Origin of the sequence: Hamadaea flava (assembly GCF_024172085.1) — a bacterium.
Classification (GTDB): Bacteria; Actinomycetota; Actinomycetes; order Mycobacteriales; family Micromonosporaceae; genus Hamadaea; species Hamadaea flava.
On record NZ_JAMZDZ010000001.1, the window covers coordinates 3,099,196 to 3,125,257 of the forward strand.

The following is a 26,062-nucleotide window of genomic DNA, read 5'->3' on the forward strand; positions in this document are numbered from 1 at the left end:
CCGCACAATCAGGACCGATGGAACTCACCCTGGTCGCGGTCGCGGGGATCGTCAGCATCGTCGTGGTGGCGGCGCTCTCCCACCGCATCGGCGTCGCCGCGCCGCTGAGCCAGGTCGTCGTCGGCACGGCGCTGAGCTTCCTGCCGGGTGTGCCGCACATCGTCATCGAGCCGGAGCTCGTCCTCGCCGGGGTCCTGCCTCCCTTGTTGTACGCAGCCGCCGTGCGCATGCCCGCCCAGGACTTCCGGCGGGACTTCAAGGCGATCGCCGGGCTGGCCGTCGTCCTCGTGGTGCTGACGACGCTGGGCGCGGGTTTCCTGTTCAACGCGCTGCTGCCGGGGCTCGGACTCGCGTACGCCTTCGCCCTGGGCGCCATCGTCAGCCCCACCGACGCGGTGGCGGCGACCTCGGTCGGCCGGCGACTCGGGTTGCCCTCCCGGCTGCTGACCATCCTCGAAGGCGAGGGCCTGGTCAACGACGCGACCTCGTTGGTACTGCTCAGCTCGGCGATCGCGGCGACGACGGCGGCGGTCAGCTTCTGGACGATCGGCCTGGACTTCCTGTACGCCGTCGTCGCGGCGACCGTCGTCGGGGTCGTGATCGGCCAGCTCAACGTCCGCGTCCGCGCCTTACTGAAGGACTCGATCCTCAATACGGCGATCTCCTTCGTCCTGCCCTTCGTCGCGTTCATACCCGCTGAGGCGATCCACGCCTCGGGCGTCCTGGCCGTCGTCGTGGCCGGCGTGGTCACCGGCCACCAGAGCCCGCGCTATCTGCGCGCCACCGACCGGGTGACGGAGGCGATCAACTGGAGCACGGTGTCGTTCCTGCTGGAGAGTGGCCTGTTCCTCCTCATGGGTCTGCAACTGAAGACCGTGCTGGACGACGCCCACGCCTCCGGTCCCGGCATCGCGACGACCGTCGGCATCGGCCTGCTCGCCTCCGTGCTCGCCATCGGCGCGCGCATGGTCTACGTCGTGCCGCTGGTCGCCGGGCAGCATCGAGACGCGAGCCGGGCCGAGGCCGCCCAGCCCCGGGTCGACGCGGTGCAGGCCCGGCTCGACGAGATGATCCAGAACGACGAGTTGTCCGAGCGGCAGAAGAAGCGGTTCAGCGTCCGGTTCGCCCAGCGCAAGAGCGACCTGAAGTTCCAGGTGGCGGAGAACTTCGGCTGGCGCGGCGGCGTCGTGCTCGCCTGGTCGGGTATGCGTGGCGCGGTGACCGTCGCGGCCGCGCAGACCCTCCCGGCCGATACGCCGTTCCGGCCGCAGTTACAGCTCATCGCCTTCATCGTGGCGATCACGACGCTGCTGCTCCAGGGCCTGACACTGCCCTGGGTGATCCGCAAGGCGCAGGTGCCCGGCGACGACCGGGCGGCCGACCGGGAGGAGTTCGGCGATCTGCTGACCCAGATGTCGGCGGCGGCCCTGGCCCACGTCGACGACCCCGATCTGCGCATGCCGGACGGCACGCCGTACTCCCCCGAGATCCTCGACCGGGCCCGGCAGGAACTCGCCGTACGCCAGACCCGCCCGGCCGCCCGCGCGACGGCTTCGATGGTCGGCCTCCGCGAGCAGTACGTCCAGCTGCGGACCGACATCCTCGGCATCGAGCGCCGGGAGCTGCTGACCGCCCGAACCCTGGGCATCTACAGCTCGCGGGTGTTGACCCGGGCGCAGGACGCGCTCGACTCCGAAGAAGCCAGGGTCTCCCGTTTCGTCGAGGAGAGCTGAGAGCCGGCCCGCCCAGCCTGAGCAGCGGCCTACTGAGCGGCGGCTTGCCGGGCCGCCCAGGCCGCGAAGACCTGCTGGACCTCGTCCGGCGACGCGGCCACCGCCTCCGGGTCGGGCACCGCCGCCGTCACCTTCGGCAGGTGCACGAGCACGTCATACGCCGCCAGCGGGTCCAGGTCCTCGTAGAACGCGCCGAACCGCTGCCGCGCAGCGGCTCGGATCGCCGATTCCTCCGCAGTGGACAGCCGGCGCAGGTCGACGGCGTAGGGGGAGTCGGTGTACCGGGTGTCGGCGCGCGCGTCGAGGACGGCGTCGAGGCTGCCCGGCTCCGGCGGACCCTGCTCGACGAACAGCCGGCCGGCATAGAAGTCCAGTTCGGTGTTGAGCGTCTCGCCCACCCCGGTGGTCGTCGCGATCACCCGGTAGTCCTCGCCGAGCCGGTCGGCGAGATGCTGCCCGAGCGAGGTGGTCGGCGGCAAGCCCGGCATCACCATGGGCCAGCGCTGTACGTGCCCGTTGTGCGCGGCCAGCACGATCCGCTCCTCGCGCCGCAGGATCCACTCGACCGTGTCCGCCTGCGCGGCTTCGCGGGCGTACATCACCGACTGCTGGTCGCCCCGGGTCAGGGCACGCGCCGCACTGTCGATCGCCACGGTCAGGCGCATCGTCTGGAGCACCCGCTCGTACGCCTCGACGCCGGTGCGTTCGGCGTACGCGAGACGGCGGCCGACCAGCCGAGCCGTCAGGTCGGCGAGCCCGGCGGTCATCGCGTCCCTCGTCGTGACCGGCAGGCTGAGCAGCGCCCCGACGGCCTGCTGCAGGGAGAACGGCGACGCGGCCCCGAACGCCGCCGCGGTCTGGCGGAGCTGCGGGTCCACCTGATACTCGGGATCCGCCACGCCCAGGTACGCGGTCACGGCGTCCAGCCCGGGAACCAGGGAGGCGTTGGAGCCGCCGAGGTCGACGCCGTAGAAGCCGACGGGCCGCTCCGCTGCCGCGTTGTGCTGCCGCATCCACTCCAGGTGCGCCCGCATCGGTTGCCACAGGCCCATCAGCGAGGTGGTGCCGGTCGCCAGGACGGTGCCGACGTCGCCTTCGCCGCCGCGTACCCAGTCGTCGACGCGCCAGCCCTCCGGGAAGCCCGACTCCATCGCGTACGCCGTGAAGCCATGGCGTTCGACGAGGTAGCGCAGCAGCCGGTGGCGCAGTTCGTAGGACTCGCCGTTGTAGTGCGCGCTCTCTCCGATGGCCACCACTCGTGCGGAGCCGATGGCGTCGTCGAGCCGGCTCAGCTCTTCCAGAGATCTCACGAGAACCCTCCCCCAACCTTTCTTAATTTTGCTAAAGGTAGCAGATATGAGATCGTTGAGCCATGGACACCCTTGACCTGCTGCTCCACCCGGTGCGGCTGCGCTTGGTCTACGCGCTGTCCGGCGACCGCGTACGCACCACCGCCGAGCTGTGCGAGAGCGTGCCGGACGTGCCGAAGGCGTCGGTCTACCGGCACGTGGCGCTGCTGATCGAGGGCGGCGTCGTCGAGGTCGCCGACGAGCAACGCGTACGCGGCGCGGTGGAGCGCTATTACCGCCTACGCCGTGATCGGCCGACGCTCAGCGCCGACAGCGGGAAGTCCATGACGCCGGACGACCACCGGCAGGGCTTCGCCGCCGCGATGGCGGCCGTGCACGCGGAGTTCAACGCCTACCTCGACCGGCCCGGCGCCGACCCGTACGCCGATCGCGTCGGCTATCGCCAGGGGATCTTCTGGCTCACCGACGACGAGTTCACCGCGCTGGCGGATCAGTTGCAGAACGTCATCGCGCCGCTGGCGCGCAACGAGCCCGGACCAGGTCGCCACCCCCGGCTCATCAGTCTCGTCCAGTTCCCCACCGAGGAGGCGGCCCAAGATCCAACTGATGCCGCGTGATAGGTTTTCGCCGGACTGAGAAGCTAAGTTCCTTCTGGGAACCGACCGACTCCCCGCCATCGTCACCGACAACGCCATCGTGACCGACAACGCCATCGTGACCGACAACGCGGTCGACCACGTCTGCCATCCGATCCAGGAGGAGACGCATGCCCACGATCAGCACCGTCCACGCCCGCGAGATCCTTGACAGCCGCGGCAATCCCACCGTCGAGGTCGACGTCCGGCTCGACGACGACTCGTTCGGCCGCGCCGCGGTCCCCTCCGGCGCTTCCACTGGTACGCGAGAAGCCGTCGAACTCCGCGACGGCGAGGCCGGCCGGTTCCACGGCAAGGGCGTACGCCGGGCCGTGGACGCCGTCAACGGCGAGATCCTGGCCGCCGTGCGGGGATTGGACGCGCTCGACCAGGCCGGGCTGGACCGGATCCTGATCGACCTCGACGGCACCCCGACGAAGTCCCGCCTCGGCGCGAACGCCACCCTCGGCGTCTCGCTCGCGGTCGTCAAGGCGGCCGCGGCGAGCGCCCGTCAGCCGCTGTACCGCTACCTCGACGCCGGTTCGGCACTGCTCCCGTTGCCGTTGATGAACATCGTCAACGGCGGAGCGCACGCCGACAACCCGCTCGACTTCCAGGAGTTCATGATCGCCCCGATCGGCGCCGAGTCCTTCTTCGACGCCGTACGCATGGGTTCCGAGGTGTTCCACACGCTGCGGGGGGCGCTGAAGAAGGCCGGTCAGAACACCAACGTCGGCGACGAGGGCGGCTTCGCCCCCGATCTGCGTACGGCGGAGGAGGCGCTGACCTTCGTCACCCAGGCCATCGCCGACACCGGCTACAAGCCCGGCGTCGACATCGCGATCGCCCTCGACCCGGCCGCCTCCGAGTTCTTCCGGGACGGCGTCTACGCGTACGCCGGTGAGCAGCGCACCCGCACCGTCGAGGAGCACGTCGCGTACCTGGTCGAGCTGGCCGCCGCGTTCCCGATCGTGTCCATCGAGGACGGTGTGGCCCAGGACGACTTCGCGGGCTGGACCGAGCTGACGCGTACCCTCGGCGACCGGTGCCAGCTCGTCGGCGACGACGTCTTCTGCACCAACCCGGCGTTGCTGCGGCAGGGCATCGCCGACGGCATCTCGAACGCGGTCCTCGTGAAGGTGAACCAGATCGGCACGCTGACCGAGACGGTGTCGACCGTACGCATCGCCCAGGACGCGGGCTACGGCGTCGTGATGTCCCACCGCTCGGGCGAGACCGAGGACACCACGATCGCCGACCTGGCCGTCGGCCTCGCATGTGGACAGATCAAGACCGGATCGCTGTCGCGCAGCGACCGCACGAGCAAGTTCAACCAGCTCATCCGGATCGAGGAGGAGCTGGGCGAGGCCGCCCGGTACGCCGGCCGCACCCCGCTCCGCACTGCCTGAGATCCGCACCGCCTGAGATCCGCACCGCCTGAGTGCAGTTCCCTACAGGCCGTCGAGCGCCCGCTCGACGGCCTGGAACGCGCGGGCGTACTGGTTCGGCAGCTCGGCCGTGACGACCTGATGGTCCTCACCGGACAGAATCCGGCGGGCGGCGTCGAAGAACACCGTCCGGTACGCCGTGACGATGGCCGCGGCGGCGAACCGCGCCCGGAACTGCCCCGCCTGGCCGCCTTCGGCCTCGGCGACCAGGTTCGCGAGGAGATCCTCCAGCTCCTGAACGTACTCCCGGGCGCGCGCCTGTAACGCCGCCGAATCGATGACGACCTGCCAGAAGCGGGTGTACCCCGGGTCGGCGTACCCGCTGATCGGGTGGCGCTGCGCGACCAGCTCGGTCAGCAACCCCTGGACCGCCGCGGCGACGCTCTGCTTCGCGTCCCGCGTCTTCACCGCGGCCGTGACCATCTCGCTCAGCTGCGGCAGCCGGTCGAGGAACAGGTCCTCCTTGCGCGGGAAGTAGTTGAAGACCGTCTTCTCCGAGACGTCGGCCGCCTTGGCCACCTCGGCCACGGTCACCGGGTCGAAGCCGCGTTCGAGGAACAGCCCCGTCGCGATCCCGGAGATCATCTCCCTCGTCTGGCGTTTCTTGCGCTCCCGCAGTCCCAGCTCACGCGACCCCGACTCACCCGGCTCAGCACTCATGCGGAAAAGTCTACTTGCAGAAAAATTTCTGCGACAGTATGTTTTTAGTGAAAGCAAGATCTGCGGGAGGGACGATCATGAGCGAGCTGCACGAGCGGGTGGACGTAGTGGTGGCCGGAGCCGGTCCGGTGGGCCTGATGCTGGCCTGCGAACTCGGCCTCGCCGGCGTCCGCGTGACGGTGCTGGAGCGCCGCACCGACATCGACCAGACCATCAAGGCGGGGGCGTTGAACCACCCCACGTTGCAGGCGCTCGACCGACGCGGGCTGTCGCCCAAGCTGGCCGAGGCCCGCGAGGCCACCCTGGCGCGGATGGCCGAGTTCCGCCGCATGCAGGCCGAAGCCGCCGCCGCCAAGCAGGCCGCGCAACAAGCCGACCAGCCGGCCGGACAGCCCGGCGTTCAGCAGACCCAGGCAGGCCGGCCGGAACAGCGGCCGGTCAAGTTCGTCGGCCACTTCGGCGGCCTCCTGCTCGACGGGAACAACCTGGACCCGGCCGACCCCGACATCGCCGGCGAGGCCCGGCTCGGCACTCTGGGCATGGTGGGCCAGCAGCAACTGGAGGCCATTCTCGAGGAGCGGGCGATCGAGCTGGGCGTGGACATCCGGCGCGGCGTCACGCTGACTTCGTTCGAGGATCACGGCGACCGCGTCGTCATCACCACCGACCAGGGAGTGCTCGAGGCCGGCTGGCTCGCCGGGTGCGACGGCGGGCGCAGCACCGTTCGCAAGCTCGCCGGTTTCGACTTCCCCGGCACCGATCCGGAGATCACGGCGTACCAGGCGATGGCCGAGATGACCGACACCGACGGCCTGGAGCCGGGCTGGCACATCACCCCCACGGGGGTGTACGCCTTCGGCCCGATGCCGGGCCGGGTGCTGGTGGCCGAGTTCGGCGGCGCGCCCACCGACCGCACCAGCCCGGTCACGGAGGCCGAACTGGAAGGCGCGGTACGCCGCGTGACCGGCGTGCCGGTGACCGTCACGGGGATCAAGACCTGCACCCGGTTCACCGACAACGCGCGGCAGGTCCCCGTCTATCGGCAGGGCCGGGTGCTCCTGGCGGGCGACGCCGCCCACGTGCACTCGCCGTTCGGCGGGCAGGGGCTGAACCTCGGGGTCGGCGACGCGATGAACCTCGGCTGGAAGCTGGCCGCGACCATCGCCGGTTGGGCGCCCGAAGGTCTGCTGGACACCTACACCGCCGAGCGCCACCCGATCGGCGCGTGGGTGCTGAACTGGACGCGCGCCCAGATCGCGATCATGCGGCCGGATCCGCACGCCCGCGCGATCCGGGCCGTCGTCGAGGACCTCGCCGGCACTGTGGACGGCACGACTTACCTGGCCAAGCGCATCTCCGGGGTCTGGCAGCACTACGACCTGGCCGGCGACCACCCGTTGACCGGCCGCAGCGCGCCCGAGCTGGAACTCAGCGACGGCAGCTGCCTCCCGGACCACCTGCACGCGGGCCGGACCGTGTTGTTCGACTTCTCCGACGACGCCGAGCTGCGGGCCGCCGCCGGCGAGTACGCCGACCGCCTCACCGTGGTCACCGCGAACGCGGCCGGCTCCGAGCTACGCGCGCTGCTCGTTCGCCCGGACGGCTTCGTCGCGTGGGCGTCCGAAGAGCCCGGCGCAGGCGACCTCCCCAAGCGCCTCGCCGACTTCCTCGGCTGAGGCTTCATGATCATCGCGTCGGCCACGCTGGATAATCGGGCAAATCGCCCCCTGAACCAGCGTGGCTGACGCGATGATCTCCGTATGGCGTACGTCGTCGATCTGGCCGGGCTGCTGCTGCTCGTCGCTGGGCTGGTGGTGGCGTACCGGTTCGCCCCGGATCGACCGGGAACACCGCCCGCCGGCTGGCACCCCGATCCGGCGTACCGGGGTCCGCGGTCGCGGCTGTGGGACGAGCGGGCATGGACTCCTCAGGTCAGCCCCGGAGGCACCGTCGCCGATCGGGGCCACTGGTTCCGGGGCCGCTTCTGGGGTCGCTGGGCCTGGATCGCGTTCGGCGTCCTGCCCATCCTGCTGATCGGGTCGGCGGCGTACCGGGCCACGGCGACGACGGGCGTCATGGCGGTCACCAGCTTCCTCGCGATGGCCGCCGTCTGCTGGGCGTTCTACCGGTTCGCGGCGCGGCAGCTCGACCTCGACGACGTCGTCAGCCCCGGCGAGATCGTCGCGGTGGCCGTGGCGTCCAGTGGCGCGACGCTCCTGCTCGCAGCCAACATCAACGCCGTGCTCCTCGACGCCGGGGGCGCCGCGCTCGCCACGAAGACCGTCGGGTTCGTCGAAGAGGGCACCAAGCTGCTCGTCCCGCTCGCGCTCTTCGCGCTCGGGAAGTACCGCGATCCCCGCGCGGGCACAGCCATCGGGCTCGCCGCCGGCTTCGGCTTCGCCATCGCGGAGACCACGCAGTACGCGTACGCGACGGCCAACGCTTCCGGACCGGATTTCTGCGGCGGTGAGACGGCATCGCCCACTGTGGACTCCGTGGTCACGGCTCAGATCTACCGCATCTTCACCGTCTCGCCGCTGCACTGGTTCTGGACCGGCATCGCAGCCGCAATCGCCTGGCGATTGTGGCACCTGTACGCGTACCAGCGGGGCATCGGCCGTAAGGGATTGTGGGGCGGTGTCGGGGCCATCGTGATGGTGATGGTCATCCATTCGCTGAACGACTACTCGGCGACCCTCGGTTGTGGAAACTCAGGTGTGACCTTTCTCATTCAATTGGGTCGATGGGTACTGTTCGTCGCCATGTATCTGCTGTTCAGGGCGATGGCACGCAAGTCCACTCCACCCCAGTTGATCGGTCTCGTCAGCCGGGGCTGGACGCCGCACCGGCTACCCTGAACCATGCCTCGCCGCCTGCGGATCGCAACGGTACAGAGCCCGGTCACCATCAATCCAGCCGCCAACGGCGCCACCCTGCGGGATCTGATGCGCCGCGCGTACGACGAGGGCGCTCGGCTGGTGCACATGCCAGAGGGCGCGGTCAGCGGCTACGTCGGCGGGGACAAGCCGTACTACCGCGGCTGGGACATCGACTGGAAGCCGCTCGGGACCGAGCTGGACGAGATCGCGGAGCTGGCCGCCGGCCTCGGGCTCTGGGTGGTGGCCGGCTCGCATCATCGACTGACCCCGCCGAACCGGCCGCACAACAGCCTCTACGTCATCTCCGACCAGGGTGTGCTCGTCAACCGGTACGACAAGCGCTACCTGTCCGCCTCCGAGGTCGACGAGTTCTTCACCCCGGGCCGGGAGCCGGTGACCTTCACCGTCGACGGCTTCACCTTCGGTCTGCTGCTGTGCATCGAGGTCAACTTTCCAGAGCTGTGGACGGCGTACGCCGAAGCCGGGGTCGACTGCATCCTGTTCTCCTCGTACTCCGAGGACCCGATCTTCGAGACGATCGCCCGGGGGCACGCCGCGACCACCACCGCCTGGGTGTCGGTGTCGGTGCCCGCCCAGGTCAGTCACGCGATGCCGGCCGGGGTCATCGGCCCGCACGGCGACTGGCTGGCGACCGGCAACCGGTCCGGCCTGTCGGACCTGGTCTGCGTGGACCTCGACGACAGCGATCCCCGGCTCCACTTCCCCCTGCACGCCGCCCGCCCGTGGCGCGCGGTCGCCCGCGAGGGCGGTGTCTACGACCGGCGGATGGTCGACGACCCCCGCAGCCACGAACGCGCGACCTTCTGATCCGTCAGCGGTTGCGCACGAACAGCCGGCCCGCGAGGTCCACCCCGACGATCTCGCCGAGGTGCAAGTGGCACTAGGCGGTGCGCGGGGTCACCAGCCCCGTCTCGTACGCGATGATCACGAGCTGGGCGCGGTCGCGCGCGTGCAGCTTCGTCATTGCGCGGTTGACGTGTGTCTTCGCGGTCACCGGACTGATCGCCATCCGGGCGGCGATCTCGTCGTTGGACAGCCCCTTCGCCACGAGGACGACCGCCTCCCGCTCCCGGTTGGTCAGCCAGGTCAGCGTCGCCTCGGCGTCCTGCCGAGGCGGTTCGGTGACGTACCGGTCGATCAGCCGACGGGTGATCGACGGGGCCAGCAGCGCGTCACCCCGGGCGGCGACGCGTACAGAGTGCAGGAAGTCCTCGGGTTCGATGTCCTTGACGAGGAATCCGGCCGCCCCGGCCCGCAACGCGGTGAACACGTACTCGTCGCGGCCGTAGTTGGTCAGGATGACGACGTGCACCCCGGCCAGGGCCGGATCGGCGGCGATCCGGCCGGTCACCTCGATGCCGTCCATCCCCGGCATCTGCACGTCGACGAGGGCGATGTCGGGCAGCCACTGCCGGACCAGCGCCAGGGTCTCGATCCCGTTCGCCGCCTCGGCGACGACCTCGATGTCCTCCTCGGCCTCCAGCAGCGCACGGAATCCACTTCGGATCAACGGCTGGTCGTCGGCCAGCAGTACGCGGATCATGCCGGCCCCCTCATGCGGCGTGATCCACCGGAAGCTCGGCCTCGACGGTGAACCCGCCTTCGACGCGGGGTTCGGCCCGCAGCCGCCCACCGAGCGCGCTGACCCGTTCGCGCATACCGAGCAATCCGACGCCGGGCGTCGGCGGGGCGGCCGGCATGGCACTGCCGTCGTCGTCGACCTGGATCGCGAGGGCACCCGGCCGGTAGCCGATGCGTACCGAGGCGGTGGCCGCGCCGGCGTGCCGGGCGACGTTGGTCAGCGACTCCTGCACGATCCGGTACGCCGTCCGGTCGACCGCCACCGGCAGGCTCTGCGGCTGACCCTCGACGGTCAGCGTCGCCAGGAGCCCGCTCGTCCGAGCGCGTTCCACCAGCTCAGGGATCTGATCGAGGCCGTGCGCCGACGCCTTTCCGTCGTCCCGCAACGCCTCCAGGGTCGCCCGCAACTCCCGGGCTGCCTCCCGCCCGGCCTGCTCGATCGCCACGAGCGCGTCGGGCACCGCTTCGCCCCGCTTCCGGGCGAGGTGGACGGCGACGGTGGCCTGCACGGTGATGACCGAGATCTGATGGGTCAGCGAATCGTGCAGCTCCCGTGCGATGTGCAGCCGCTCCTGGTTCGCCCTGCGCAGCGCCGCTTCTTCGCGCGTACGCTCGGCTTCGTCCGCGCGCGCCTCGGCTTGGCGCAGCGCTTCACCGGCCGCGAAGGCGGCGACGATCCACGCGATCTCCAATGCGCCCCGGGAATGGGCCAGCGCGGCCCGCACCGGCATCTCCGGCGAGCTGAGGAGGACGGCGATCGGCAGCGTGATCAGCATCAGCACCGCAGCGACGACGGTCACGAGACGGTGGCCGGCGCGGACGGCCGCGTACACCGCGAACAGGAACGCGACGGCGGCCACGTCGGCTTGGAGCGCCTGGTAGCCCAGTGCGCACAAGCCGGTCAGGACGAGGACCGCGAGGGGATTCCGGCGGCGGAAGAAGAGGACGAGGCCGCTGACGGCCAGCAGCACGTAGGCAAGCCCGGCGTATTCCGCGTAGTGGGCGGGGCGATCGACGGACAGGCCCGCGATCAGCAGGGTCACGGCGACTCCGGCCGCGATCGCCGCATCGGTGACCCCGGCCGGAACACGAGCGCGTCGGGTACCCATGCGCGCAGCGTAGCCGGAGGTTCCCGCCGACGAACCCTCCGCGCGAAGCACCTCCCCACTACTGCGTACGCGGTAGCCGATCGGGTCACTGCCGCGTACGCGGCAGGCGGCTGCCACCGGTGCCGCAGTGCGCTGCGCCTGCGTACGCCGGATGACGGAACCGTGCCGTGGCGTGATGCTCCCACCATGAACACTCAGACGACGGCCGCTGTGGCGGCGTACACGTTGACGACTGGACGACTCTTCGGCACCGCGGCCGCGTTCCTGGCGTTGGCCGGCGTGGTGCTGGGCGTCCTCGCGCTGATCCGCCCGGCCGCGGCTCGCCGCCGCGCGATGCTGGCCCTCGCCACCGGAGCCGCGGGCCTGATCGTGGGCGGGTTCGTGGTGGGCCTGGCCAAGGGCGGACCCGGAACCGGCTATGGCGTCGTCGGCGGCTGGGCCGCCCTCGCGATCGGCCTGGTCGCGACGGTGCTCGGCGGGCTGGCCCTGGCCCGGTCCCGCCGGCCCGGAACCCCGGCCTGAGATGGCGCTCCCCGGCTGGGCCGGCCGCCCGGCCGGGGCCAGTACGCTCGACACGTGCCGAGATCGACCAACCCTGTGCTGCCCGGATCGCACCCCGATCCCTCGATCCTCCGCGTGGGCGACGACTACTACCTCGCGACGTCGACCTTCGAGTGGTACCCGGGCGTACGCGTGCACCACTCGCGTGATCTCGTGCGCTGGCAGGCGATCGGCGGCATCCTCGACGAGACCCGGCTGCTGGACCTGACCGGCTGCCCGGACTCCGGCGGTGTGTGGGCGCCGAATCTCACGTACGCCGACGGCCTGTTCCATCTCGTCTACAGCAACATCTCCACGTACGCGGGCGGCTTCACCGACGGCCCGAACCACCTCGTCACCGCACCCACGATCGAGGGACCGTGGTCGGAGCCGGTGCTGCTGCACGCGCGCGGCTTCGACGCGTCGCTGTTCCACGACGGCGACGAGAGCTGGCTCATCAACCTCGTGCACGACTGGCGACCCGGGTACGGCGGCTCGGCCGGGCTGGAGGCGACCCGCTACGACCGGGCCGAACGGCGTCTCGTCGGTACGCCGCAACGCATCCAGCTTCCGCCGAAAGCCGGCTGGATCGAAGGACCGAACCTGTATCGGCGTGGCGACTGGTACTACCTGATCACCGCCGACGGCGGCACCAGCTGGGAACACCAGGTGACCGTCGCCCGCTCGCGTACGCTCACCGGCCCCTACGAACGCGACCCGGACAGCCCGCTGCTCACGGCGAAGCACCGCCCGGACTGGCCGCTGCAGAAGGCCGGGCATGGCAGCCTCGTACCGGCCGGCGACGGCGAATGGTGGCTGGCGTACCTGGTCGCCCGGCCGATCGGCGTACACGGGCCGTGCATCCTCGGCCGCGAGACCGCGCTCGCCCGGGTGGAGTGGACGGACGACGGGTGGCCGGTCGTCGCGGGCGGCCTGCCGCCCCTGACGGTCCCTCCCGCCAGCGAGCCGACGGCTGCGCCCGCTGGGGAACCCGCGGCTGCTCCCGCTGCGGAACGGCCTACGGCCGCGTGGCCGGTCGTGACAGAGGTCGACGACTTCGACTCCACGCGGCTCGGTCCACAGTGGTCGACGCTACGCCGCCTTCCCGATCCGAACTGGCTGTCGCTGACCGAACGGCCGTCACACCTGCGGATCCGCGGCGGCCGGTCGCCACAGAGCCTGGTCGGGCCGAGCCTCGTCGCCCGGCGCGTCACCGAGCCGAAGGCTACCTTCGAGGCCGTCGTCGACTTCCAGCCGACGGCGTTCCAGCAGCTCGCTGGGCTGACGGCGTACTACAACACGCGCAACTGGCATTTCGTGTACCTGACGGCGGACGACGACGGGGCCCGCGTACTGCGTGTGGCCACACGGGATCAGGGTCGGTTGACCGTGCACGCCGAGACCGTCGCAGCCGCTGGTCCCGAGCCGGTCCGGCTCCGGCTGCGCTTCGACGACGCCGAGCTGACCTGCTGGTACGCCACCGAGACGGAGTGGCAGCGTATCGGTCCGATGCTCGACGCGACCGTGGTCTCCGATGAACACGTGGTGGAGTTCGACGTGGACCAGATCCGGTCGCTCGGGTTCACCGGTGCGTTCGCCGGCCTGTGGGTGTGGGACCTGAACGGACACGGCCACCCCGCCGACTTCGACCGCGCGGCGTACACAGTGGACAATGTTTCCGCTGACGATCGCCAAGCCGGCGCTCACTGAGCGGACGATCACTGAGCGGACGGGTGCGGAGCGGACGATCACTCTGCGGACGGGTGCGAAGCCGGCGGTTCCGGAGTCGGCGGGAGCTGAGTCGGCGGGAGCTGAGTCGGCGGGAGCTGAGTCGGCGGAACCTGAGCGCGCCGACGGCGAGCGCGGCGGATCCGCTGGACGACGAACCCGGTGATCAGGGCGACGAGCAGCAACGGGATGCCGACCACGAGCCAGACCCAGGTCGGCCACGGCCCCCGATGCGCGGTGCCGGCCGGACGAGTCGTCAGGTCGGGCAGCAGCCCCGCCGCGACGGTCAGCCGATAGGTCTGACAGGTCTGCGTGCCCAGCTCGCAACTCTTCCCGGCGTCGAACCGGGTCAGGCTCGTACGCGTACCGCCGTCGAGGGTGACCTCGGCGATCTCGTCGCCCCCGTTGTCCGCGCCGCTGGGCGTGAACACGATCGTGTGGTCGCGATCGCGCCAGCCGAGGAACGTGTCGGTGTCGGCGTTGATCTTCCGATGCCGGCCGGTGGCCAGGTCGACGACGCCGTACCCGTACCAGGAGTCCACGACGTACACGCTCAAGGTCGTGTCGTCCCGGGTCTGCCCCAGCTCGGTCCGCCACTGCGTCGTCGCCAGCCTGGTGCCGTCGGCCGACCAGGCGTTCTGCGGTGCCATGCCCCAGCCCTCGGGAACGTCGACCGGCGTCTCCAGGCGTCCGCCCAGTGTCATGATCCAGATCTTCCGCTTGGCCTGGAAAGCCAGCCGCCGGCCGTCCGGCGCGAATGCGGCCGCCACCACCGGCTGGAAATCCGGAACCGCCATGACCTCGCCGGTTGACAGGTCGACAATGGACAACTTGCCGAGCTGGGCGTTCTGAAACTCGATGGAGTTATCCGCACTCATGTCCTCGGGCAACGGCGCCGTCGAGTACGCCACCTTCCGGCCGTCCGCCGAGACGGCGAGCAGCACGACGCCCATCGGCCCGGGCAGGGGCACTTCGCGTACCTTGGCGGCCGTGAGGTCCAGGAGCGTCAGCGCAGCGGTGGCTCGCCTCGACTCGGCGAGGATCACCGTCCGGCCGTCCGGCGACAGCAGCCATTGGCGACCGTCGGCGACCGCGCCGAGCTGCCGATAGACGTCGCCGTCCGCACTCAGCGCGAGTGACTGCCATTCGTTGAACAGCTCGCCGTTGCCGTACTCGTAGATCATGAGTGCGCGGCCGGGCGGGCTCGCCGACACGTCGCTGGTGAGCCGGGAGTACGGCGCGATGCGGTCCGGGATGGTCGGCGTACCCGGGGTTCGGTCGGCGGGCGGCAATCCGGTCGCATGTGGACGGATCACCGCCGTCAGCCCGAGGACGACGAGAACGGCGGCCGCGGCGGCGAGCATCGTCACGAGGCGGCGCTGCCGGGCCGACCGGCGCGCCTTGGCCAGCAACCCCGGAAGGTAATCCGGCGGGAGGTCGGGCTGCCCGCTCAGGTCCGATTCGGCGAACAGGGTGGTGAGCTGCTGGTCGTTCACCGGGTCTCCTTCGCGTACTCGGGGAGCAGCCGGCGTAGCGCCGTGATCGCGTACGACGTCTGACTCTTGACGGTGCCCGGCGAGCAGCCGAGGGCGGCAGCGGTCTCGGCCACGTCGAGCCCTTCCCAGTACCGCAGGACGAGCACCGCGCGTTGGCCGGGCGAGAGGCGGACGAGCGCCGCCTGGAGATCGACGGCGCGGTCCACGACGAGGTCAACCGCGGGATCCGCGGTGCTCGCGGGCAGTTCAGGTGGGTCGCCGAACGGCCGCACGTGCCGCGACCACCAGCCGCGGCGTTGGTCCAGGAAGACGTTCACCAGCATCCGGCGGACGTACGCGTCAGGCGAGTCGGCCGCGCTGACCCGGGGCCAGTGCCGATACAGGCGGATCAGGGCCGCCTGCACCAGATCGTGCGCCTCATGCCAGTCGCCACACAGGTGGTACGCCGTCCGTTGCAGCGCCGTCACCCGGCCCTGCACGAACTGCGAGTACCCGCGTTCGTCGTCCTCGCGCATCCGACTCCCTCCGTCAAGAGTCTGACTGAGGCAGCCGGGTCGCGGGTTGTGGCCGGGGTTCAGCTCATTTCGCGACAGGTGTGCCGCCGGATCGCCGGGACGACGACATCCCAGGTGGCGGGCGGCGGTACCTGGTGACCGCCGCCGTCGAGGACGAGCAACGTCGCGCCCGGGATCTCGGCCGTGAGCGCCACACCGTGCGCGACCGGGAACATCGGGTCGGCGTCGCCGTGGATCACCAGTGTCGGGGCCGTCACCGTGCCCAAGTCGCGCGGCGCGTCGTCCTCGTCGTCGGTCGTGATCACGATCCAGTGGTTCTTGGCGCTCGCCTCCAGATCGGTGGACCGATCGAAGACCCGTCCGGCGACCTCCCGGGTATGCGCGGTGTCGAACGACGACGGTCCGGCATACAGCTCCTCCTGCGCGAGGTAGTACTCCACGACGGATTCGCGGTCGGACCAGTCCGGGTCGGGCAGCGACACCCCGCTCAACCGCGCGGCCATCGGCGGCAACGGCACGGCCGGATCACGTCGGGCGATCGGGCTGGTGGAGATCAGCGTCAACGACGCCACCCGCTCCGGATGGCGTAGAACCAGGTCCTGGGCGAGGCCGCCGCCCATGGACACTCCGACGACGTGCGCGTGGCCGCCGGCCAATCGCTCGATCAACGCCGACGCGTCCTCCAGCAGCTCCCGACTGCCATAGCCGGGCTCGCCCACCGGGTACGCCGTCGACCGGCCGGTGTCGCGGTGGTCGTAGCGGATGACGTGCCGGCCACCCAGACCGTCCTTCGCCCTGGTGGCGTCTCCGTTGACTTCTCCGGTGGCGTCTCCGTTGACTTCTCCAGTGACTTCACCGCTGGCCAGGCGGCGGCAGAACTCCGCGTCCCACCAGTCCATCGAACTGGACGCGCCGCCGATCAGCAGGATCGACGGGTCGGCCGGATCGCCGAGCTCCTCGACGCACAAGTGCACGTCATTGACGGCTACCAGGTTCTCCCCCATGGCCTGACCCTAGAACCGCCCCGCCCGGTACGCCACCGGAACCGCCTACTGTCACTGGTCAGACGAGGGTCGCACCGCCCGCGATGTCGAGCACCACACCGCTGATCCAGCCCGACTCCGCCGACGCGAGGAACAATGCGGCCCGGGCGACGTCGTCCACCGTGCCCAAGCGGCGTACGGGATGCATGTCGATGAGCATCTGCCGCTGGTCGCCCTGGATCCACTTCTCGTTGGTCTCGGTCAGGATCGTCTCCGGCGCGATGCAGTTGGCCCGGATTCCGGCCGGTCCGACCTGGGCAGCCAGGTCCTGCGTGAAGATCTGCACGCCCGCCTTCGCCGCCCCGTACGCGACCAGCGTGCGCGCGCTCGCACGACGTCCCGCGGCCGACGACAGCGTGAGGACGACCCCCGAGCCTCGGCTCTTCATGTCGGGCAGGAAGCACTTGACCGTCAGGAACGTCGAGGTGAGGTTGCGTTCGACGTCGGCGCGCCAGTCCTCCTCGTCGATCTCCTCGATCGGCGTCGGGCGGCTTTTGCTGCTGCCGGCGCTCGTGATGAGCACGTCGACCGGGCCGACCTCGGCGTTGATCCGGTCGCGCATCGCGGCGAGAGCGGCTGAGCGTGTGACGTCACCGGTCACGACCAGCGCGGACGCACCGGCCCGCTCGACCCGACGGCGTACGCCGTCCAGCGCGACCTCGTCCCGTCCGTGCAGCACGACTCGGGCGCCGACCTCGGCGAACGCGACCGCCATGGCCGCGCCGATGCCCCGTGAGCTGCCCGTGATCAGGACGACCTGGTCGCGTAGATCCTCGTACATGTCACCACCTCCGCCCTCGGTTCTACCCGAAGCGGAAGCGAAGCGCGCCCGACTTCCCCGAGCCGTAGCCCGACTTCCTCCGAACGTCCACGCCCGACTTCCCCGAGCCGTAGCCCGACTTCCTCCGAGCGTCCACGCCCGACTTCCCCGAGCCGTAGCAAGGCGGCGGGTCATGATCTACATCCCGTTCCGTGTCGGATCCCGACCCGACAGCGACACTTTTCGGGATGTGGATCATCCGCCGTCCTTGTCCGGCTTGACGGCGACCGGAGCGCCCGAACCCGTGGTCGCGGATCTCGGCGCGGGAACCGGCCAGACCTTCGCCGCCCGGTCGGCCGAGCGCCCGTGCGCCGGAGCGGAGTCGGTCTCGGCGAGAAACGCCCCCAGCACTTCGGCCGCAGCCGGTGCGTTGTCGAGCCAGGGCAGGTGACCGGCCCCGCCCGCGTGGATCGCCGGTCCGCTGATCACGTCGGCGATCGTGCCGAGCGTGTCGAGCCGTGCCAGCGGATCGCGTTCGCCCAGCAGCAGGCCGACCGGTTGGGGAAGCCGTCCCAAGTCGGTCGCGCCGTAGCCGCCGCTGGCGTGGGTCGCCCGGGACAGTGTCCTGAACGCGGTGTCGAAGCCGGGCCGCGCCGCCACGGCGTCGGTCAGCTCGGCCCAGCCGTCCGGCAGCCGATCCGGGGACTGCCCGAGCCGGGCCCACCGGTCCTGCCCGCCACTCCGGCGACCGGTCATCGGCCAGCCGCTCAGCTTCCGCGGCGTGAGCACGGACGTCCCGGCCGTGCACGCGGGTGCGCCGAGCAACGCGATCGCGCGTACGCACTCGGCCCGGTCGGCGGCGGTCCACAGTGCCCACAATCCGCCGACGCCGTTGCCGCCGATGGCGACCGCCTCCAGGCTCATCGCGTCCAGCAGCCCGTGCACGAAGCCGACGGCGAACCCACGCAGGTGGGAGACGGTGCGATAGTCCGTCGGCTCGGCCTGGCCGAAGCCGGGCAGGTCGACGGCGAGCACCCGATGCCCGGTGAGCCGGGCCATGAGCGGCAGCCACACCGAGGCCGCCGTCGCGACGTCGGGCAGGAGCACCAGGACCGGACCCGATCCAGACTCCAGTACGCGAGTCCGGCCGCCGAAGCCCGGGATCTCGACGGCGTACTCGATCGGCGTGACACCGCAGGCGACGGCGACGCGCCCCTCCGCGTCTGCCAGCGTGTTCATGCGTCCACGGTATGCCTCAGGATCGGTCTCCCGCTGGGGGGATTAGGCGATAAAGGCACCGAATGTGTCACCGCCCAGCGCAGACCGTCCACGATCGAGCGATGCGGTACCGAGCGACGCAGTACCAAAGCGACGCAGCTGGGATCAGTCCACGGTCCAGCTGATCAGCGGCGGACGTACGCTCGCACACACCGGATCACCGGCAGGATCGGTGAGACCGAGCCGAGCCGTGAGCCGACCGGCGGCCAGCGCCGCTTCGGCGGTCGCCGGGTCGATCCCGTCGAGCCACAGCTTCGCCCGCCGGAACATGACGCCGTCGGAGCCGAGCCAGGTCAGGTAGACGAACCGCTGACCGGGCCCGCCCTGGATGTGCGGCCCGCGCACGTCGAGCCGGCCGTCGACGACCTTCGCCGCCGTGGCCGTCAGTTCCCAGGCGACCTGGGCAGCGTCGCCGGGCTGCACCCCGAGCAGTTCGGCAGGCTTGTCCCGCCGCTGTACGCCGACCGCGACGCCCGGCCGTCCCGGCAGGTTCCGCCCCTCGATCCGGATCCGCATGGTCCCAGTATTCCGCCGCAGTACGACAGCCGCCGATCCGCGCCAGATCGAAGGGCATAAGAGAGCGGGCGAACGGCCCGACACCCCGAGCCGAAATAGACACTGTCTACGCACCCGTGATAGACAGTGTCTATGCATGACAACCTGCCGGATCGGCTGGTCCAGGCCGGCGTGGCACTGCTGCGGCAGGAGGGCGTCGAGGCGCTCTCGTTGCGGGAGATCGCCCGGCGGGCCGGAGTCTCCCATGGTGCCCCGCGCCGTTACTTCCCGACCCATCAGCGGCTGCTGGGCGCGATCGCGCGCGAGGGCTACCGAGAGTTCGACCGCCGGATCAGCGCGGTCGCTTCGGCCGGCGGCGACCCGGCGGAGCAGCTCCTTCAGATCGGGCGGGTCTACGTCGCCTTCGCCGCGTCCGATCGCGGCATGTTCGAGTTGATGTTCCGGCACGACCTGCTGCGCGGCAACGAGATCGGGCTGCGCCAGGACAGCCTCGCGCTCTTCGACGTCCTCGTACGCCTCGCCGAGCGGGCGGGGGCGAAGCCGGCCCGCCGCCGGGCCGCCGCGCTCTGGGCCAATCTGCAGGGCATCGCCCAACTGCACCTGTGGGGCAGCCTGGAGCTGGCCGCCGGCGCCGACGACGTCGACACCCTGCTCCGGACGGCGGTCAGCGCCCACCTCGGAACTCAGGACCAAGCCACCAGCCAAGCTGACCAAGCCCCCAGCCAAGCCGCCAGCCAAGCCCCCAGCCAAGCCCCCAGCCAAGCCCCCAGCCAAGCCCCCAGCCAAGCCACCGGGCCGGCCGATGAACCGACCGCACAAGAGACTGCACTGGGAGCCTGACGTGCTGCTGCAATCCGCCGTACGCCCCATCGCCACCGCGGTGCTCCGTCTCGCGTTCTGGCCGACCGTCGAGGGCCGCGACAACGTGCCGCGCCGGGGCCCGGTCATCTTCGCGGTGAATCACATCTCGGCCCTGGACAGCTTCCTCATCTCGCCGTTGTCGCCGCGCCGGGTCGCGTTCATGGCCAAGAGCGAGTACTTCGTCCGCAGGGGCGCACTCGGCTGGCTGATGCGTACCGCACTGGTCGGGACCGACGCCATCCCGGTCAGCCGCACCGACTCCCGGTCCGCGCTCGGTTCGCTCGACGTCGCCGCCGCGCACCTCGCGAAGGGCGGTGCGTTCGGCATTCACCCGGAGGGCAGCAGGTCGCGTGATGGGCGGCTCTACCGTGGGCGTACCGGGGTGGCGTGGCTCGCCCTGGAGACCGGCGCGGCGGTCGTGCCGGTCGCGGTCAGCGGCACCGATCGCATCCTGCCGGTCGGCGCGCGGATTCCCCGGCCGGGCCGCATCACCGTCCGGTTCGGACAGCCGCTGCACTTCGACGGCTCCGAGGGCAAGACCGCGAACCAGGCGCGCCGAGTGGTCACCGACAAGATCATGGACGCGATCGCGAAGCTGTCCGACCAAGAACGCGCATCGTCGTACGCCGATCTCCCGACAGACTGAATCGCGACATCAACATTGACGCACATCTGTCTTTTATATAGATGTGCTTTCATGAAGCGCACACTGTTCCGGCTGGCGGCCGCGGTAGCCGCCACGCTCGCACTCGTCACCGTCAGCACCGCGCCGAGCCAGGCCGCCGTCCCCGACCGCAAGGGCTGGGTGCTCTACAACGCACCCGCCGCGAGCATCGTCGGCTTCGGCACCTGGCCGGCCGCCACGACCGTCACCCCACTCGCGCCCGCGGGTCGCTACCAGGTGCGATTCCCCGGCCAGGCGGCCTCGGGCGGCGTCGTGCACGTCACGGCCGTCAACTCGGTCCCGCATTGGTGCCAGGTCGAGGCCTGGGGGATCTCGCTCTCCGACGAGATCGTCAACCTCCGCTGTTACAAGGCCGGCGGGTTCCTCGACCCCACCAGCTTCAGCGCGTTCTTCACGAGCGCGTCGGGTCTCGGCGGCTTCGGACCATATGGGTACGCCTTCAGCAGCGCCACGGGCACGGTGGTCAATCAGTACAACTCGTCCGGGGCCGGCAACACCGTGACTCCGGGACCGGTCGGCCAGTACTTCGTGCAGTTCCCGGGCCTGGTGACCGGGGGGCCGATCGACGGCAGCCTCCAGGCGACCGCGGTCAACTCGGGCACCGGCGCCCGTTGCAAGATCGCCAAGTGGTCGTCCACCGCGACCGGCCAGGACGTGATGGTCTTCTGCTTCGACTCGGCCGGGGCCTTCATGAACACCGCGTTCACCGTGACGTACCAGTACAAGGTGTCGCTCTACGGCGCGTCGATCCCGCCGAAGTACTTCGGCTACGTGCTGAACGTGCCGCCGGTCGGCCCGCCGACGACGAACTTCAACTCGATCGTCGGGCTGAGCGCGAACACCGTCGTCGCCGCCGGGGCCGGGCTGTCGCTGGTGACCTTCCCGCGCATCGGGTTCACGCCGAACACCGTGCAGGTGACGGCGTTCGGCACGACCCCCGACTTCTGCGGGATGAACACCTTCTGGGGCAACTTCGGGTCACCTGACGTGGTCGTCCGGGACGTGAACTGCTTCACCTCGGCCGGTGCGCCGTCCGGCAACGGGTTCCTGGTCAGCGCCAGCTCGATCCTCTGAACAACCGGTGCGTGCACGGCGCCCAGGGCCGTGCACGCACCCTCCGCCTCCGCCGCACTCAGCGAGCGAGGGCGATCGAGTGCCCGAAGGTCGTCGGATCCCGCAGTACGCGCAGCATCTCGACGGCCACCTCGGCGCGGGGCGTGAACATGCCCAGCGGCAGATTCCGGTCCAGCCGACGGCGTACGCGGCCGGTCCCGGGCTTGTCGGTCAGCCGGGACGGCCGCAGGATCGTCCAGTCCAGCCCGCTGGACCGCACGACTTCTTCGGCGCGCACCAGGTCGGCCCAGCCTTCGCGCAGCACCCGGCGCAGGACCGGCTTGACGGCGTACCGGGTCAGCGGATCGTCGCCACCGTCCACATAGGGCCCTGACGCCGAGACCACGATCAGCCGGCGTACGCCGGTCTCCCGCAGCGCCCAGCGCAAGGCGGCGGCGGTGTCGCTGCACACCGTGGTGGGACCGTCGGGCCGCGGGCCGACCGCCGAGAGGACGGCGTCGCGCCCCTTGATCGCGGGCGCGATCGCCTCTCCGTCGAAGACGTCGGCCACCACCACATCTAGGCGGTCGGCGCGGACGGGCAACCGGCTCGGGTCACGAACGATCGCGGTGACGTCGTGGCCGTCGACCAGCGCCCGCTTCACGAGTTCCTGCCCGATCCGCCCGGTGGCGCCGCAAACGGTGATCTTCATGGCCTCTCCCCAGTCTGCTGTTGTGAGCCGTGGTTAGTGAGCACTTACTAACCACTATGATGGTTAGTGAACACTCACCTGTCAAACCCAGTTACGTGGAGGCGGCCGTGGCGCAGACCCGGGACGTGATCCTCGACGCGGCGCTGACCGTGATCCGCGAACGCGGCCTCGGCAAGGCCACCACCAAGGCGATCGCGCAGGAGGCCGGGTTCTCCGAAGCCGCGCTGTACAAGCACTTCGCCGACAAGGAGGAGATCTTCCTCGGCGTACTGCAGGAACGGTCGCCCGGCTTTCCGCCGCTGCACGCCGCGTTGGCGGCCAAACCCGGCAGCGGCACGGTCGAGGCCAACCTGATCGCGATCGCGACCGCGGCGATGGCGTTCTACCACGAGAACTTCCCACTCCTGGGCTCGATCTTCGCCGAGCACCGAGTGTTCGAGACGCATCGGACACGGCTGACCCAGCGGGGCGCCGGCCCGCACAAGGTGAATCAAGCGGTCGCCGGCTACCTGACGGGCGAGCAACAGGCGGGCCGCGTACGCACCGACGCCGACGTGAAAGCGGCCGCCGATCTGCTCCTGGGCTGTTGCTTCCAGCAGGCCTTTCTCAGTCACTACCAGGGTCGGCCGGTCGGCCGGGAAGCCGCCGAACGCTACGTCCGCGCGCTCCTGCCCACCTTCGTGCCCTGACCTACGGCACTGCTTGACTCGACGTCTACGGCGTCGACGCCTTCGAGGTCGGCGGCCAGGCTGCTCTGGTCCCTGGTCAGCGTCTCGCGCGGCATGCGTCCACGATATTGCACTTAGTTCAGGAACTCTTCCCAGGTACGCGAGCCGAGGTCCGCGCCGGTGACGGTCAGGTTCGCCCCGCTCCGGTACGCCTTCCCGGCCGCGCCGGGGATCCGGACCGGCAGGAGCAGCCGCCGCTTGCCGGTCGTCCGCAGGTAGCCGGCGATCAGTTCGCGCATGTCGTAGACGCGCGGCCCGGCCAGGTCCGGCACGAGTCCGGACGGCTCGCCGAGTGCGAGTTCCACCAGGCGCTTGGCGACGTCCCGGGCGTCCACCGGCTGGAAGCGCAGCCCGCCGGGCACCGGAACGATCGGCGACTTCGTCATCCCTCGCAGCGTCGTGCGGACGAGGTCGTGGAACTGCGCAGCGCGCAGAATCGTCCACGGTACGCCCGACTCCCCGACCGCCTGCTCGGCCGCCTCCTTCATTCGCAGCCAGGCCAGCGGCACCCGGCCGACCCCGATCACCGAGATGTACACCAGATGGCGTACGCCGGCCGTCCGCGCCGCCGCGACCAGGTTGCGGGTGGCGATGTCGTCGCCCTTCTGCGCACCGGCCAGGTGCAGGACGATCTCCGCTCCGTCGACGGCGTCCGCCACGCCCTCCCCGGTCAGCAGGTCGGCGACCACATCGCCGTTGGCCGCGTTGCGGCTCAGCACCCGTACCTTCGCGCCGGTCTGCCGCAGCAGCGGCACCACCTGGCGGCCCAGCGTCCCCGTGCCCCCGGTCACCAGAATCGTCGTCATGATCTGCTCCTGTTCCATTCGCTCAACTCGTCGCTCAACTCGTCGCTCAACTCGTCGTTCGAAACCCTGACGAGCCGGGGCGCGCGAATGTGACAGGCCCTCCGGGATTTCTCCCGGAGGGCCTGTCTCACACAGGTGCAGGTCGCAGAATCAGACCTCGATCGGCACCTCGTAGACCTCGGAGGTGGCGTGCCCGGCCTTCGAATGCACGCGCATCACCGCCTCCTTGTCCGGTCCGGTCGACAGGCAGAACGCCTTGCCGGAGATCGGATCGAGCCATGCCTTCTCGAAGTGCACCATCTCGTCGGCCTCTACCGCGAGATCGGCCTCATGCGCTTTCCGCAGGTCTTCCGCGGTGGCGTTGACGAACCCGGTGTGCACGTCCATGAACGTGGGCATCCGTCTCCCCCTTCTCGAATCCATGCGGCGACAGCCGCCGGTAACCGCGTTCGTCTCCAGCATGCGCTCGGTCGAGGGCCTGAGCTGGCCTTTCAGCACACTGAGACCCACTCCGTATCCGGCGTCGAAGCCGCGCCGACAGCGCGCCTTGACGCAACCGGTAGGTTGCTATAACGTTGATAGCAACCAAGTAGTTGCGATAACCTGTCGTACGACAGAGTCGTAATACAGAGTCAGCGGCAGTCACCGGCAATCGTCGGCAAGCATCGGCAGAGGAGAACAGTCATGGCATTCCCTGACCGCATCGAGCGGACCCTCGAGCTCAACCACGCTCCCGAGCGCGTCTGGCAGGCGCTGACCACCGCCGAGGGCCTCGGCACCTGGTTCGGCCAGAAGGCCGAGGTGGATCTCCGCGTCGGCGGCCACGCCAAGCTCACCTGGGACAGCGGCGATGTCGCCACGCTCACCATCGAACGCGTCGAACCGCCGCACGTCTTCGGCTACACGTGGATGATCTACGGGCTGCCCGCCGAGGACCCGCGCCGCACCTACGTCGAGTTCACCTTGGAACCCAGCGACGCCGGCACTACCCTCACCATGGTGGAGACCGGATTCGCACAACTCCCCGACGGCGAGTACAAGAAGGCGTACTCGGCGAACAACGAGGGATGGACCAGCGAGCTGGGCGAACTCGTCGCGTACCTCGATGGAACTCACTGACCTGGAGGCGGTGGCGCAAGAGGTCTTCACCGCCCTGGCCGACCCGAGCCGGCGAGGCATCCTCGCCGCGCTCGCGGCCCACGGCCCGGCCACCGCGACCGACCTGGCACTGCGCCTGCCGATCACCCGGCAAGCCATCGCCAAGCACCTCGGCCTGCTCGCCGAGGCCGGTCTGGTCGTCGCCGAGCCCGGCGAACGACGCCGCGTCCGCTACCGGGTGGACTCCGCGCCGATGAAGATCGCTCAACAGTTCCTCGGGGCACTCGCCCGCGACTGGGACGGGCCGCTGGCAGCCCTGCAACGCCAGCTCGACTGACCCCAACCCGCAGCATCAGCGACGCCACGCCTGGTGGTGACGCCGATGCCGCACACCTTCCGACAAGAAAGAGGTAGGGAAATGTTTGACATCCTGCACCGCGTCGGCGTGATCTCCGGCCCGAGCGAGGTCTACTCGGCCCTGACCACCGTCGAGGGCCTGGCCGCCTGGTGGACCGAGGAAACCACCGTCACCGACGACGGCATCCTCCAGTTCCGCTTCGCCGAAGGCGGCTTCGACATGAAGGTGCTCGACACCCGCCCGAACGAACTCGTCCGGTGGGAGGTCGTCGACGGCCCCGCCGAATGGATCGGCACCCACGTCCGCTTCGACCTCAAGCAGGAGGACGACTTCACGATCATCCTCTTCCGCCACGAGGGCTGGGCGGAGCAGGTGGAGTTCATGAACCACTGCTCCACCAAGTGGGCCACCTTCCTGATGAGCCTCAAGCGGCTCGTCGAGACCGGCAAGGGCGAGCCCGCGCCGGACGACGTCAAGGTCAGCAACTGGCACTGACACGCTGCCGGCTC

General features: G+C 70.2%; 28 protein-coding genes. 15 read left to right on the plus strand and 13 right to left on the minus strand.

Annotated elements, in window-relative coordinates:
• Positions 1 to 17: 17 nt before the first annotated feature.
• The gene (locus HDA40_RS14510) at positions 18 to 1,733 is read left to right on the plus strand and encodes a cation:proton antiporter (RefSeq protein ID WP_253755960.1); all 1,716 of its coding nucleotides are present in this window, start codon (positions 18 to 20) and stop codon (positions 1,731 to 1,733) included.
• 29 nt (positions 1,734 to 1,762) lie between these two features.
• Here the strand turns inward: HDA40_RS14510 and HDA40_RS14515 are convergent, their stop codons facing one another.
• Positions 1,763 to 3,043: an erythromycin esterase family protein gene (locus tag HDA40_RS14515; protein ID WP_253755962.1), complete on the minus strand. Its 1,281-nt coding sequence runs from the start codon at positions 3,041 to 3,043 to the stop codon at positions 1,763 to 1,765.
• A 62-nt stretch (positions 3,044 to 3,105) separates the two neighbouring features.
• Here HDA40_RS14515 and HDA40_RS14520 point away from each other — a divergent pair, with 62 nt between their 5' ends.
• Complete coding sequence (locus HDA40_RS14520; protein ID WP_253755964.1) at positions 3,106 to 3,660, plus strand: helix-turn-helix domain-containing protein; 555 nt, start codon at positions 3,106 to 3,108, stop codon at positions 3,658 to 3,660.
• 149 nt (positions 3,661 to 3,809) lie between these two features.
• Positions 3,810 to 5,087, plus strand: coding sequence for a phosphopyruvate hydratase (eno, locus tag HDA40_RS14525; protein WP_253755966.1), 1,278 nt, complete (start codon positions 3,810 to 3,812; stop codon positions 5,085 to 5,087).
• Positions 5,088 to 5,129: 42 nt separating this feature from the next.
• Here the strand turns inward: eno and HDA40_RS14530 are convergent, their stop codons facing one another.
• Positions 5,130 to 5,786 (minus strand): TetR/AcrR family transcriptional regulator, encoded by a 657-nt coding sequence (locus HDA40_RS14530; RefSeq protein WP_253755968.1) that lies wholly within the window; start codon positions 5,784 to 5,786, stop codon positions 5,130 to 5,132.
• A gap of 77 nt (positions 5,787 to 5,863) precedes the next feature.
• Between HDA40_RS14530 and HDA40_RS14535 the strand changes: the two genes are divergently transcribed.
• The 3 genes from HDA40_RS14535 (at position 5,864) to HDA40_RS14545 (ending at position 9,493) form a co-directional block, all read left to right on the plus strand.
• On the plus strand, positions 5,864 to 7,462 hold the full coding sequence (locus HDA40_RS14535; RefSeq protein ID WP_253755970.1) for an FAD-dependent oxidoreductase: 1,599 nt from the start codon (positions 5,864 to 5,866) through the stop codon (positions 7,460 to 7,462).
• An 84-nt stretch (positions 7,463 to 7,546) separates the two neighbouring features.
• Positions 7,547 to 8,644, plus strand: coding sequence for a PrsW family glutamic-type intramembrane protease (locus HDA40_RS14540; protein ID WP_253755972.1), 1,098 nt, complete (start codon positions 7,547 to 7,549; stop codon positions 8,642 to 8,644).
• A 3-nt stretch (positions 8,645 to 8,647) separates the two neighbouring features.
• Positions 8,648 to 9,493 (plus strand): carbon-nitrogen hydrolase family protein, encoded by an 846-nt coding sequence (locus tag HDA40_RS14545; protein ID WP_253755974.1) that lies wholly within the window; start codon positions 8,648 to 8,650, stop codon positions 9,491 to 9,493.
• A 73-nt stretch (positions 9,494 to 9,566) separates the two neighbouring features.
• Here the strand turns inward: HDA40_RS14545 and HDA40_RS14550 are convergent, their stop codons facing one another.
• Both HDA40_RS14550 and HDA40_RS14555 read right to left on the minus strand, forming a co-directional pair.
• Complete coding sequence (locus HDA40_RS14550; RefSeq protein WP_253755976.1) at positions 9,567 to 10,229, minus strand: response regulator; 663 nt, start codon at positions 10,227 to 10,229, stop codon at positions 9,567 to 9,569.
• A 10-nt stretch (positions 10,230 to 10,239) separates the two neighbouring features.
• A complete protein-coding gene (locus tag HDA40_RS14555; RefSeq protein ID WP_253755978.1) occupies positions 10,240 to 11,376 on the minus strand; it encodes a sensor histidine kinase in 1,137 nt (378 codons plus the stop codon).
• Positions 11,377 to 11,562: 186 nt separating this feature from the next.
• On the opposite strand from HDA40_RS14555, the gene HDA40_RS14560 reads away from it, so the two are divergent.
• Positions 11,563 to 11,898 (plus strand): DUF6223 family protein, encoded by a 336-nt coding sequence (locus tag HDA40_RS14560; RefSeq protein ID WP_253755980.1) that lies wholly within the window; start codon positions 11,563 to 11,565, stop codon positions 11,896 to 11,898.
• 54 nt (positions 11,899 to 11,952) lie between these two features.
• Entirely contained in the window at positions 11,953 to 13,626 is a 1,674-nt protein-coding gene (locus HDA40_RS14565) for a glycoside hydrolase family 43 protein (protein WP_253755982.1), read from the plus strand.
• A 38-nt stretch (positions 13,627 to 13,664) separates the two neighbouring features.
• Here HDA40_RS14565 and HDA40_RS14570 read toward each other — a convergent pair whose 3' ends face one another.
• From HDA40_RS14570 to HDA40_RS14595, 6 genes are all read right to left on the minus strand, one after another.
• On the minus strand, positions 13,665 to 15,140 hold the full coding sequence (locus HDA40_RS14570; protein WP_253755984.1) for a TolB family protein: 1,476 nt from the start codon (positions 15,138 to 15,140) through the stop codon (positions 13,665 to 13,667).
• Positions 15,137 to 15,655 (minus strand): SigE family RNA polymerase sigma factor, encoded by a 519-nt coding sequence (locus tag HDA40_RS14575; protein WP_253755986.1) that lies wholly within the window; start codon positions 15,653 to 15,655, stop codon positions 15,137 to 15,139. The genes HDA40_RS14570 and HDA40_RS14575 overlap by 4 nt, the downstream gene beginning before the upstream one ends.
• Before the next feature lie 59 nt (positions 15,656 to 15,714).
• On the minus strand, positions 15,715 to 16,659 hold the full coding sequence (locus HDA40_RS14580; RefSeq protein WP_253755989.1) for an alpha/beta fold hydrolase: 945 nt from the start codon (positions 16,657 to 16,659) through the stop codon (positions 15,715 to 15,717).
• 58 nt (positions 16,660 to 16,717) lie between these two features.
• Positions 16,718 to 17,479 carry an SDR family NAD(P)-dependent oxidoreductase gene (locus tag HDA40_RS14585; protein ID WP_253755991.1) on the minus strand — a complete coding sequence of 254 codons (762 nt, stop codon included), beginning with the start codon at positions 17,477 to 17,479 and terminating at the stop codon, positions 16,718 to 16,720.
• A 234-nt stretch (positions 17,480 to 17,713) separates the two neighbouring features.
• On the minus strand, positions 17,714 to 18,697 hold the full coding sequence (locus tag HDA40_RS14590) for an alpha/beta fold hydrolase (protein WP_253755993.1): 984 nt from the start codon (positions 18,695 to 18,697) through the stop codon (positions 17,714 to 17,716).
• A 144-nt stretch (positions 18,698 to 18,841) separates the two neighbouring features.
• Complete coding sequence (locus HDA40_RS14595; protein WP_253755995.1) at positions 18,842 to 19,252, minus strand: DUF5990 family protein; 411 nt, start codon at positions 19,250 to 19,252, stop codon at positions 18,842 to 18,844.
• Between the two features lie 132 nt (positions 19,253 to 19,384).
• Between HDA40_RS14595 and HDA40_RS14600 the strand changes: the two genes are divergently transcribed.
• The 3 genes from HDA40_RS14600 to HDA40_RS14610 are packed head-to-tail and all read left to right on the plus strand — an operon-like array spanning position 19,385 to position 21,872.
• Positions 19,385 to 20,092: a TetR/AcrR family transcriptional regulator gene (locus tag HDA40_RS14600; RefSeq protein WP_253755997.1), complete on the plus strand. Its 708-nt coding sequence runs from the start codon at positions 19,385 to 19,387 to the stop codon at positions 20,090 to 20,092.
• Between the two features lies 1 nt (position 20,093).
• The gene (locus tag HDA40_RS14605) at positions 20,094 to 20,759 is read left to right on the plus strand and encodes a lysophospholipid acyltransferase family protein (protein ID WP_253755999.1); all 666 of its coding nucleotides are present in this window, start codon (positions 20,094 to 20,096) and stop codon (positions 20,757 to 20,759) included.
• A 51-nt stretch (positions 20,760 to 20,810) separates the two neighbouring features.
• Entirely contained in the window at positions 20,811 to 21,872 is a 1,062-nt protein-coding gene (locus HDA40_RS14610) for a hypothetical protein (protein ID WP_253756001.1), read from the plus strand.
• Positions 21,873 to 21,930: 58 nt separating this feature from the next.
• Here the strand turns inward: HDA40_RS14610 and HDA40_RS14615 are convergent, their stop codons facing one another.
• Positions 21,931 to 22,563, minus strand: coding sequence for an NAD(P)-dependent oxidoreductase (locus HDA40_RS14615; protein WP_253756003.1), 633 nt, complete (start codon positions 22,561 to 22,563; stop codon positions 21,931 to 21,933).
• A 107-nt stretch (positions 22,564 to 22,670) separates the two neighbouring features.
• On the opposite strand from HDA40_RS14615, the gene HDA40_RS14620 reads away from it, so the two are divergent.
• Positions 22,671 to 23,252 carry a TetR/AcrR family transcriptional regulator gene (locus HDA40_RS14620; RefSeq protein WP_253756005.1) on the plus strand — a complete coding sequence of 194 codons (582 nt, stop codon included), beginning with the start codon at positions 22,671 to 22,673 and terminating at the stop codon, positions 23,250 to 23,252.
• Between the two features lie 113 nt (positions 23,253 to 23,365).
• Here HDA40_RS14620 and HDA40_RS14625 read toward each other — a convergent pair whose 3' ends face one another.
• Together HDA40_RS14625 and HDA40_RS14630 are read right to left on the minus strand one after the other, a co-directional pair.
• Positions 23,366 to 24,097, minus strand: a complete 732-nt coding sequence (locus HDA40_RS14625) for an SDR family oxidoreductase (protein ID WP_253756007.1) — start codon at positions 24,095 to 24,097, stop codon at positions 23,366 to 23,368.
• Positions 24,098 to 24,247: 150 nt separating this feature from the next.
• Complete coding sequence (locus HDA40_RS14630; RefSeq protein WP_253756009.1) at positions 24,248 to 24,496, minus strand: SCO4226 family nickel-binding protein; 249 nt, start codon at positions 24,494 to 24,496, stop codon at positions 24,248 to 24,250.
• Positions 24,497 to 24,781: 285 nt separating this feature from the next.
• Here HDA40_RS14630 and HDA40_RS14635 point away from each other — a divergent pair, with 285 nt between their 5' ends.
• From HDA40_RS14635 to HDA40_RS14645, 3 genes are all read left to right on the plus strand, one after another.
• The gene (locus tag HDA40_RS14635; protein ID WP_253756011.1) at positions 24,782 to 25,216 is read left to right on the plus strand and encodes an SRPBCC family protein; all 435 of its coding nucleotides are present in this window, start codon (positions 24,782 to 24,784) and stop codon (positions 25,214 to 25,216) included.
• The gene (locus HDA40_RS14640) at positions 25,203 to 25,532 is read left to right on the plus strand and encodes an ArsR/SmtB family transcription factor (RefSeq protein ID WP_253756013.1); all 330 of its coding nucleotides are present in this window, start codon (positions 25,203 to 25,205) and stop codon (positions 25,530 to 25,532) included. Before HDA40_RS14635 ends, HDA40_RS14640 begins: the two co-directional genes overlap by 14 nt.
• An 81-nt stretch (positions 25,533 to 25,613) precedes the next feature.
• A complete protein-coding gene (locus tag HDA40_RS14645; protein ID WP_253756015.1) occupies positions 25,614 to 26,048 on the plus strand; it encodes an SRPBCC family protein in 435 nt (144 codons plus the stop codon).
• The last annotated feature ends 14 nt before the right edge of the window (positions 26,049 to 26,062 follow it).